Genomic DNA, 9,191 nt, shown 5'->3' with positions numbered 1-9,191 from the left:
ATCCGGTTCCAGCGCTTGCGCACCACCAGATACCAGGTGCCGCGTGGGCGTGCTTCGGTGAACCGGAAATACAAGCCTGGGTGACGAGGATCACGCATCAGCACCGCCGACGGGTCAGCCGCCTGCCGACGAATCTCGGCATCGGAGAACGCGACCGCCATCGTCATGCAGCCACCACAGTCGGCGCCATGCGCAAATAGGCCCGGATCTGCTCCATGGCATCAAAGTGCCCCCGGCAAACGACGGCCAGATAGCCCTGCTCGTTCAGCCGGCGCAAGCATGCCGACTGACTGGCCGACACAGGGGCAGGCTCAATAGTTGCCTTGAACTCGATATACAGGCCGAAGTAACCACCGCGCGCCATGGTCAGCACCAGGTCAGGGATTCCGGCCTTCACACCCTGCTGCTTCAACTTGGCCGCGACCAGTTTGTGCCGGTGCCCACCATTCGGCACGTGGTAGATCAGCTCAAAGACCTGCGGGTAGCGCAGCTCGATCTCCCGCAGCAGTGCGGCCTGCTCCAGGCCTTCGCGGTCGACGGGCTTGGCGCGGGGCTTCTTGGCAGGAGACAGTGACGTAGGGTTTCGAAACGGCGGTTTCTGGCCATTCATGCGGCAACCACTCCCTCGCTGATCAGAATGGCCTGCGTACGCATGACACCCTCGGCGTGGCACTGGCGAGCCTCTTCGCGGCCAACTGTGTTACTGCGTCCATCGCAGGCGTCGTGACAAGCGCTGCATGCCCAGGCGCCCTGCAGATCATTCGGCTTCATGCCGACGCCGCAGGTGCCTGACATGCGGTAATGGGCCAGCACGGTGGTTTCGGGATTGCCGTTGCAAACACCAGGAATGCGCACCTGGCACTCCCGGCCGCGCGCGGCTTTGGACAGCTTGGATTGCTTCATTGGCGGTCGTCTCCGTGAAGATCGATGACAGTGAAAGTGGATGGCCACATACGCTCACCGTGCATGCGAGCGCTACGCTCGTCCGGGTAAACGCATACAGGTCTTTGTGGCTTGTCGGTCAGGTCTAATAGGTGACCGCAGGCGTACAGGGCATAGCGGTATTCGGCCAGATCAGGTGGCAGCAACATCGGATCAGTCATTGGTGGCACCGAGCGGCGCGCAAGGCAGCCAAGGCAGCGCGCCCGACCTCGGGCGTTGAGCGAGAGACGACCGCTCGGGGTAACGCTAGCGGCATTTTCTGCAACGGCTGACCCGCAACTACGCGACGCACGGCAATCGTATAATTCCGCTCAAACAGCTTCAGGCTAAGGTCGGCAGGCAGTCGATTGAGACTCTCGAATCCGCACTCCTTTGCCGCATGCCACACCGCGTCGTGCGTCCACTCGCCCTGCCCGGCCATGGACGGATGAGCATTTCGGCAAGCCTCGCGGAACGCGGCAGTCAATGTCGGCAAGCCCAGCATCTCGGGCGATGGCTGACACCATTCGATGAACTTCCCAGGCGCTGGGATGAACTCTCGACCGGACTGCCTGCACCGCATCAGCCCAAACTGCAGTTGCTCCGGCGAGTTGATACCAGCTTCCAGAAACGCCTTCAGCCACTGACGCTTTGCAGCCTTGTAGGTCGCCATGTCCGGCCAGGCCTGCTTCCAGGCACCGAAGATCGATCGCAGCTCACGAAAGAGAGAGTTGATAACGGTGGCTGTCTGGCGGCCGAGCTCTTCTTGCGCATCGCCCGGCAGAGCGTCGCCTACAGCGATGTACTGACCAGTCTGAACCTTGGCCCACAGGCCATGGGTAATCGTTGCGGCGTGAGTCATCGACCAGCCTCCCGAGTCAGCCAGTCGGTATCGTCATCGTCGAAACTGTCCACGACCCTCTGGCCGCCGTGGAGAGGAACGACCTTGGCAGCCTTGGCCAGGTCTCGCTTAACCCACCCGACCAGGCCTGCCAGCCACTGTTTCTCGGTTTGGATCAGACCCTTGGCCTCGTGATGCAGAACGAAACCTGAAATCGCCTCAGAGCTGAAGTGCTCAACCGTCAAGCCTGCCCGAATGGCATAGGCGGCCAGTCGCTCACCATCTGGCACCCAATCCAACTCCATCGCGAATGGTTCACGCGGTGTGTGAGTAGATATTCCCTTACCTTTCCCTTCCACTCCGGGGGTGAGGCCTCCTTGATCACTCGACGAGTCCTCGTCGAACTGTTGCTGATCATCCCTTGGCGGCTCGTCGGCTTTTGGTGGGGCGTCGTCGATAGATCGGATGTATCTCGGATGCTTGATGGTCGGTCGGTCAATCTTCTGGTGATGCCATCCGTTGACGTGCAGGTACTGTTTCGACGAGTGCTCGTAGATCGAAATAAGATCGTTAGACAGAAGCTCGGCGAGCAGGCTCTCGACTTGGCTGGCAGTGATATCGTCACCAGGGAAAACCAGCGCCTTCAGGGTCTTAGGCGACAGCGGATGGTTTCCGGCATCGTCACAGAAGTTCCAGACACCAATGAATAGCAGGCGGGCCAATGCGGAGCATTCCATCACCTGCTCACTGGTCCAAAACTCTGGCTTGATGGTACGAATGCGGGCCATTACGAGCGCCCTCCGTCATCTGCCACCTGACGTGACAGATTGGCGGCGATGCCAAAACCTGACGCGACAGTGGCGCTATTGTCTGCATCGATTGCAGTGTGCATAATCGTGCCTCTCTAGTTTGCAGATCAGCCGACATTGCCCGTCGGCTTTTTTGTGCCTCTGATTCAGGCGATTGCTTTCTCGCAGGCGCGACAAATCCCGCCGACTGAGCTAACGCCCTCAGCGTTCAATGTCCCTACGCGTCCTGATGTACTGCCGTCCATTTCCTTCCCCTTGATGGTCTTCCTGGTGCGAGCGGCTCAACTGCCGACTACGCCGTTGTTGCTAATCAGCCCCTGCCGATGGTGTTTCGGTGCTGCTGTGGCTCGCGATCAGGCGGCCTTAACCGATGAAGCCATCTCGTCCAGGCTCTTACGGACGTGATCAATCTCTTTGCTGATCTGGGCTTTCTCGATCTGGGAGACGTGGTTGTCTTCAAGTGCGACGTGCACAGCGATAGTCAGCTCGGCTACTTCCTTGCCGACGCTGATCATTGCTGCAGTGAGCGCCTTCGGAACTGGGGCATCCTTCGCTACCAGGTCGAAACCGAACGAATCCGCCAGCGCCTTCAGCGGACGCATGTCTTCGGTGTGCAGGAGAATCCCGAACAGATGCTCGATGGTCAGGTGGTGAGCATCGTTATCCGGGTTGGCGCGCTGCAGCAGACTGACGTGGGGAACGCCCATCTTTGCGCTCAGGGTCTTGGCTTCGTTGTCCTTGACTGCGTCGTGGCAGGCCCGCAAAAACTTGTCCATTCGTAAAATCTCAATTCTGTTTAAGTGGTGGCGTAATGCCTGCGGGCAGATAATTTGATTCGTGCTCAGGCAGCCGATGAAGGATTGGGTTAGGCGTCGGATTTTTTGGGCTGCACTTGGCACGGAAACGGCCTGATTTCTTCGGCACTGTATGTGCCATCTGTGTGCTTGGTTACACGCACATCACGTCCCACGCGGAGAGCCTTGCTCACTCCGCCTTGGGACATTCCCAAAAATATGGCGGCCTTCAGCTGCCCCACTTCTGCCACAAAATCGGCCAGCGGAATGGTTTGCATTGGATGGTCTCCTATTTGATGCCCGCCCAAAGTATGACCGGCGGTATTGTTTGAAGTCAATACCGCCGATATTGGTTAGTGGATTACCGCAGGTAATAACATTCAGGTATGAAGAAAGACTCCAGAAAGCTCCCGTTGACCGACGAGCAGATACGCGAAAGCGATCTGCTGAATGCGCTATTCAAGGAAAAAAAAGCGGCCTTAAAGCTGACGCAAGAAAAGATCGCAGCGGAGCTGGGGGAAGGCGTAACGCAAGGAGCAGTCAGCCATTTCCTGAACCGTCGTACCGCACTGAATGTGAAAGCGGCAACAGTCTTCGCAAAAATGCTGCAAGTGCCTATAGAGGCATTCAGTAAGCGCCTTGCTGACGAAATGGAGAGTCTGGCTGCTGCGCTACCACGTGGTTCTAGGCTCGACCATGAAGCCCCCGCAGCGAACACACCTCTTCCTGTAGGTGGAGATGTTGCTGATGACAACGACGACCGCTACGCCTTTATCCCTCAATACGATGCAAAGGCCGCGGCTGGTCTTGGGCATGAAAACCCGCACGTCGAGCCCAGGTCTACGCTTGCGTTTAAACGTGAGTGGCTCAGATTCAAGGGTGTGAGCCCCAAAAACCTGATCGTGATCTACGCAGACGGCGATAGTATGTGGCCGACAATCAATGATCGGGACGTGCTCCTGCTCGATATGTCGAAAGTTGATCCGGTGGATGGCCGCCTATTCGTGCTTCACAGCGTGGATAAAGGGCTGATAGTGAAGCGCCTGGTTAAGTCCTCATTCAGCTGGATCGTGCGCAGCGACAACCCAGACAAGAATGAATATCCAGACGTGAGTTTGCCAAAAGGCGATACCAACGAGCTGCGCATTCGTGGCCAAGTAATCTGGCGAGGCGGAGATCTATAGCCATGCCCCTGACCAAGCCGTGTGATATAGCGCAGTGGGCATTTTTAGGTTGCCCCACCATTGAATGAAAGGATTCCCCAATGGAAGAAGCTGAATACGGAAGCGTCTATCGACTAACGGTTAAAGGGACGGGGTTTAGCAACCCAGATGGGACAAGTCGAGCGGATCTGATTCGGCGATTTATCCGAGATGGAATGGATGTTTATCTGGAGCCAGAGCCAGAAAACCCTCATGACCCGAATGCGATTGCAATTTTTATCGAGGTGAAGCGATGGTTCTTTTTTGGCCCCTATCGCTATCAGATCGGCTATGTAAGTGAGCACTGGGCCAAGAGCTTCGCAAAGCGATTCGCGGCAGGTGGAAAGATTGTCGAAGCCTACGTACGCAGTCACCACGCCCCGGAGGACCAGACCTTTCCTAGAGTATCCATTGAGGCGGTAGGTGATTGGAAGTCCACTCCTGCAAAGCCGGCCAAGAGATAAAAAGCGGGCTGGGATATGGATCATTGCCTCTGGCGTACCCATGCTCAATAACAAGGAAAGCCTTATGCCCCTCACCAAACCCAACCAGGACCTACGCCGCGACCTCCAAGGCCTTGCATCTGACCTGAAGTGGTCAGCGGTTGAGCTGAAGCGGATCGCTGAACGCATCAGCCTGACTGGCAATGACGCTGATGCTCAAGCCGTGCTGAGGATGTGCCGCATCTTTCAGGATGGTGAGGAAAGGCTTACCGGATATGCAGAGGAAACCCACTTGGGCCTCATTGTTCGGGTCAAGACGCCGTGCGAGGCTCCAGAGTTAGCTGATGGCGGGGAGGCAAGGCGGATTTAATGGCAGTGACCATGCACGGTCTGGCAATCCAGGCGGGGGTACTACTGGCGTGAAGTGCACAAAAAATCTTAACTTTTAATAGGCAGATATAGGACTCTCCACAAACTGCCAAAAAATTTACGCTATCGAAGGACAACATAGTGCATCGGAATGCGACGTTCTACGACTTGAAAATTAGCGCCTTCGGCGTGTCTCGCGCAGAGGGTAATCTCGCGCACTTCGTTACCACACCCAAGTCGATCACCGCCATAGCACTTCAGATAAAACAGCTATTTGAGAGCGGTGACAGACTTTTACAAAAGGGGCGGGTCGCCACCTCCCCCAAATACTTCCTTTCAGATTTTAGGCTGACAGAAGATCAATTGATCCTATTGGTCAACATTAGCGATCCGTCCGCTCCAGACGCAGTGTCATCGGACCCTGAAATCAAAAGTCGAGTGGTACACACGAAGCCCCCTGGACATGGCGGAGAGCACTCAGCTCACGTGGTTATCAATCTAAATCCCGAAAAATCGGACAACTACTACCTATGCGTAGTAGAAGCCGTTTACGGCTCGGGCCTGCACTTGACCAGCATTCTGAAATTCCTCAAGCATCTTTTAAGGAAATGCAAAAGTGAATTTCCGAAAGAATACCTCATCCCTAACAACAATGGTGCGAAAGACGCTGCTGGCAATGCATTGATGGTGCACCTGCTACACGAGATTGAGCTTCAAGGACATCCATCTGAAGACTTCCAAAAAGATCTCGATGGCGGCACCCTTTCAGCCATTCAGCTATTAAGTTTTTCTCAGGAAGGAGCAATTTGGGACGAACATGGCGGGATCATTGAGCGGCAGCGCACAGTAGATCTTCGCCCAAAGCCTGACATGATCGGATCAATTGCGTCATCCCTTCGACAGCTACGCGCAAATGTTAGTAAAGCTGACGCTGAGTATAGACATATACGCATAAAATTTAAAACTGAAGGCGGAGTTCATAAAGACGCTACTATCGCCGCCAGCACAGGCAACTTAATTGCCAGCGAAAAATATGTAAAAAGGCATCCAATTGAAGCACCACTAGTAAATACAAGTAGCTTTGAAAAGATAAACACATTTATACTTAAGGAAGTTCTCAAGCTCATGGAGTAGGCCATGCTACTAGGACAGCTCCTCCGACCCTTCGGTTACTTATCAATCCAGCACCCTTACAAATGGATTGTAGACTGGCTTTACCCGAGCCTACTTTCTATAATAACCATTTCTGCCATATTTGCTGCTGGAGTTCAAAGCACCCACTACGTATCGGGCGGTTTAATTTCGCTGATTTTATCATTTGTACAATCACTTCCTGGATTTTATATTGCAGCGCTAGCAGCAATAGCAACATTCGGAAGATCAGACATCGATAATATCATACCTGAGCCCACACCAAAAGTTATCGTTAAGTTCAGGGGGTCCACCAACATCATCGACTTAACGCGACGAAAGTTCCTTGCAATGCTTTTTGCTTTTTTAACAGCCCAAAGCATTGTGATTGTCGGATTCTCAATATTTCTCATCTCATTTGGAACCCCGATATACAAGATCGACAGCTCAGGCACTCACATTGGCATGTATCTAAGTGGCGCCCTGCTTCTGCTGTATTTCGTAATGCTATATCAAATGCTTATCGCAACATTCTGGGGGCTTTACTACCTTGGCTATAAACTCATGGAGTAATTTCCCCGTATTAAACTCGCCCCGTTCTGGCTTTTGCTGTCCGGTGTCATCCGCTCGTCATACCACCAGAACACAATGGACCAAGCCAAAAGGATTTGGCCCCGTCTACAGAGAGCCTGGCCAAGTGCCGGGCTTTTTTGTGCCCGCTACGCTTTCCTTCACACTGGAGGTAAGGGGCCGGCGAACACACCGTAAGCGTCCGGCAATGTCGTCTAGGCAGTTACGTAGACTTTGAGAGGGTGCCCGACTATGCGGACACCATCTCTGGCTAACTAGGCGCCTGGGCTTATCGATATTTCGGGTGCGTGGCTGACTGGAAAGTTTACCGAACGAGCAATGAAGCATTTTTCATGAGCTACTTTGTGCAGCGTCTGAGCTTTTGCGATTTCAGAACCCGATGCCAGGATCACTTTTGGCCTCAAAATAACTGAGGTGAACTGACCAGCGCCGTTGCTCTCCTCGACCATTATTCCTTGAGCGTTGTCCTCGTAGGCCACCACAACGATCCCTGCCTCAGCGCAAAGGCCAAGGTACCAAAGCTTGTGGCACGCAGATAAGGATGCCAAGAGCAATTCCTCAGGATTCCAGCGCGTGGGGTCTCCTCGAAAACTGGGATCGGACGACCCCTCAATTGGTGTTTTGCCGTTAGCTGCGATTACGTGCGCCCGGCTGTAACCCCGATAAGATGACGTTCCTGTCCCGTTGTTGCCGGCCCAAGTTACCTGGACTTCGTACTCGTGCGCTTTATCTACCATTGATCCCTCCTGGAAAAGTTTTCGAAAAGTCCGTTAAAAACGAACTCATTGAGCAAGCACCCATCGATGAGGTAGCAGCTCCATAATCTCACTGGCCCGCTGCGTAGGCAGGCGAGTGAGATTTCCGAGCTGCTACCGCACAGATGGACGCGAGCATAATCAAAAAGCTTAACCGCTACGCGGCAAGCTCGACGTAGCTAGACTCCCCACCTCCAGTCGCGCCCGACAACCAACCCCATACGAACATCAGAGTGGTACGTCCTGCGTGATCAACGCCTACCGTGCCACGAGACCAGCCAGCAAGAATCTCACCATCCGTAGTTAAGCAATGATAAAGAAGCTCAATGGTATCGGGGCCAATCACGCGTCCGACTTGATGACCAATGCGGATCCGGCCACCTTGATAAGTACCCCAAATGGAATCTTCTTCAACATGGTAGTGAAATACTGTGCCGGCACCGGATAGCCCGTGGGCGTTACCCGCTACCGTAAATCGGCGATTGTTCAAACGCTCCCTGATTTGAGCAAGGGGAGTTTCCATAAGATGTCGCGTCCTTTTAGTCGAAATTTTCCATTACAGTCTTCGATGATCTTAAGCCATTTTGTCGTGCCTGATGAGAGGTCTGCTTGCCTATCCCTGGAGCTGCAACTCACGACGATAAAACGCAAGATGTGTTCACTGCCCGCTTACCACTGGAGGAACTGCCATGCCAATCCAACACCCGCCCTTCTCCACGCCTCAACACAGAACGTTGCTAAGCTGATACCGCCTAAGCGGACATTTATTGTCATGCGAAACGAGGTAGGAAAACACTTACTGAATTCAAATACATTTCTTGGGAGGGGACATGTTTAGTCACATTCAAATTGGCGCTCGTGACCTTATTACAATGATCAAGTTCTACGATGCGGTTCTCACGAGCTTGGGGTTGGTGCGTATGCCTGATGAAGATGACGGCGGCCCAGCTGGAGCTGGCTGGCAGCGCCCAGGAAGAAGATGGCCACAGTTTTTCGTTCAGCTACCAATTAACGGATTACCGGCTACGTGGGGGAACGGCATACAAGTCAGCTTTGCAGTCCACTCACAGAAGCAGGTGCAGACTGCTTGGGAAACCGCGATAGCCATGGGCGGCAAGAATGAGGGGGCGCCGGGCTTACGACCACAGTATTCGGAAGACTACTTTGGCGCATATTGCCGCGACCCCGAGGGCAATAAACTGTGCTTTGTCCATGCAGACGGTATGGAGTGATACACCATCGCCCTAAGCGACGGTACCAGGAAAACGAGTTGCCCGGATGGCCGCCCAGGGCATAACTGAGCTGATGGCTGACCTGCTTACCAGGTGGAAGCCA

14 protein-coding genes are annotated in these 9,191 nt (G+C 54.1%); 6 read left to right on the top strand and 8 right to left on the bottom strand.

Annotated features, from left to right (window positions below; translation table 11 throughout):
* Window positions 1–163: 163 nt before the first annotated feature.
* From UIA24_RS20020 to UIA24_RS19995, 6 genes are all read right to left on the bottom strand, one after another.
* A complete protein-coding gene (locus UIA24_RS20020) occupies window positions 164–610 on the bottom strand; it encodes a VRR-NUC domain-containing protein (protein ID WP_330523700.1) in 447 nt (148 codons plus the stop codon).
* Window positions 607–903: a DUF1364 domain-containing protein gene (locus tag UIA24_RS20015; protein WP_330523699.1), complete on the bottom strand. Its 297-nt coding sequence runs from the start codon at window positions 901–903 to the stop codon at window positions 607–609. The genes UIA24_RS20020 and UIA24_RS20015 overlap by 4 nt, the downstream gene beginning before the upstream one ends.
* A 196-nt stretch (window positions 904–1,099) precedes the next feature.
* On the bottom strand, window positions 1,100–1,783 hold the full coding sequence (locus UIA24_RS20010) for a replication protein P (protein ID WP_330523698.1): 684 nt from the start codon (window positions 1,781–1,783) through the stop codon (window positions 1,100–1,102).
* Complete coding sequence (locus tag UIA24_RS20005; RefSeq protein WP_330523697.1) at window positions 1,780–2,550, bottom strand: DnaT-like ssDNA-binding domain-containing protein; 771 nt, start codon at window positions 2,548–2,550, stop codon at window positions 1,780–1,782. Before UIA24_RS20005 ends, UIA24_RS20010 begins: the two co-directional genes overlap by 4 nt.
* Before the next feature lie 374 nt (window positions 2,551–2,924).
* Complete coding sequence (locus tag UIA24_RS20000) at window positions 2,925–3,347, bottom strand: phage regulatory CII family protein (protein ID WP_330523695.1); 423 nt, start codon at window positions 3,345–3,347, stop codon at window positions 2,925–2,927.
* An 89-nt stretch (window positions 3,348–3,436) separates the two neighbouring features.
* On the bottom strand, window positions 3,437–3,643 hold the full coding sequence (locus UIA24_RS19995; RefSeq protein ID WP_330523693.1) for a Cro/CI family transcriptional regulator: 207 nt from the start codon (window positions 3,641–3,643) through the stop codon (window positions 3,437–3,439).
* 108 nt (window positions 3,644–3,751) lie between these two features.
* Between UIA24_RS19995 and UIA24_RS19990 the strand changes: the two genes are divergently transcribed.
* The 5 genes from UIA24_RS19990 (at window position 3,752) to UIA24_RS19970 (ending at window position 7,083) form a co-directional block, all read left to right on the top strand.
* The gene (locus tag UIA24_RS19990) at window positions 3,752–4,549 is read left to right on the top strand and encodes a LexA family transcriptional regulator (RefSeq protein ID WP_330523691.1); all 798 of its coding nucleotides are present in this window, start codon (window positions 3,752–3,754) and stop codon (window positions 4,547–4,549) included.
* Between the two features lie 80 nt (window positions 4,550–4,629).
* Complete coding sequence (locus UIA24_RS19985; RefSeq protein ID WP_330523689.1) at window positions 4,630–5,031, top strand: HIRAN domain-containing protein; 402 nt, start codon at window positions 4,630–4,632, stop codon at window positions 5,029–5,031.
* A 64-nt stretch (window positions 5,032–5,095) separates the two neighbouring features.
* Complete coding sequence (locus UIA24_RS19980; protein ID WP_330523704.1) at window positions 5,096–5,380, top strand: hypothetical protein; 285 nt, start codon at window positions 5,096–5,098, stop codon at window positions 5,378–5,380.
* A gap of 167 nt (window positions 5,381–5,547) precedes the next feature.
* Window positions 5,548–6,513 (top strand): hypothetical protein, encoded by a 966-nt coding sequence (locus tag UIA24_RS19975; protein ID WP_330523687.1) that lies wholly within the window; start codon window positions 5,548–5,550, stop codon window positions 6,511–6,513.
* A gap of 3 nt (window positions 6,514–6,516) precedes the next feature.
* Entirely contained in the window at window positions 6,517–7,083 is a 567-nt protein-coding gene (locus UIA24_RS19970) for a hypothetical protein (RefSeq protein ID WP_330523686.1), read from the top strand.
* A gap of 272 nt (window positions 7,084–7,355) precedes the next feature.
* Here the strand turns inward: UIA24_RS19970 and UIA24_RS19965 are convergent, their stop codons facing one another.
* Both UIA24_RS19965 and UIA24_RS19960 read right to left on the bottom strand, forming a co-directional pair.
* Window positions 7,356–7,838, bottom strand: a complete 483-nt coding sequence (locus tag UIA24_RS19965; protein WP_330523685.1) for an OsmC family protein — start codon at window positions 7,836–7,838, stop codon at window positions 7,356–7,358.
* A 175-nt stretch (window positions 7,839–8,013) separates the two neighbouring features.
* On the bottom strand, window positions 8,014–8,379 hold the full coding sequence (locus tag UIA24_RS19960; RefSeq protein ID WP_330523683.1) for a hypothetical protein: 366 nt from the start codon (window positions 8,377–8,379) through the stop codon (window positions 8,014–8,016).
* Between the two features lie 307 nt (window positions 8,380–8,686).
* Here UIA24_RS19960 and UIA24_RS19955 point away from each other — a divergent pair, with 307 nt between their 5' ends.
* A complete protein-coding gene (locus UIA24_RS19955) occupies window positions 8,687–9,088 on the top strand; it encodes a VOC family protein (protein ID WP_330523682.1) in 402 nt (133 codons plus the stop codon).
* Window positions 9,089–9,191 lie beyond the last annotated feature (103 nt).

It is taken from the genome of Pseudomonas sp. AL 58 (assembly GCF_036348395.1).
GTDB classification, from domain to species: Bacteria; Pseudomonadota; Gammaproteobacteria; order Pseudomonadales; family Pseudomonadaceae; genus Aquipseudomonas; species Aquipseudomonas defluvii.
This window is presented reverse-complemented; position numbering and strand designations above follow the sequence as displayed.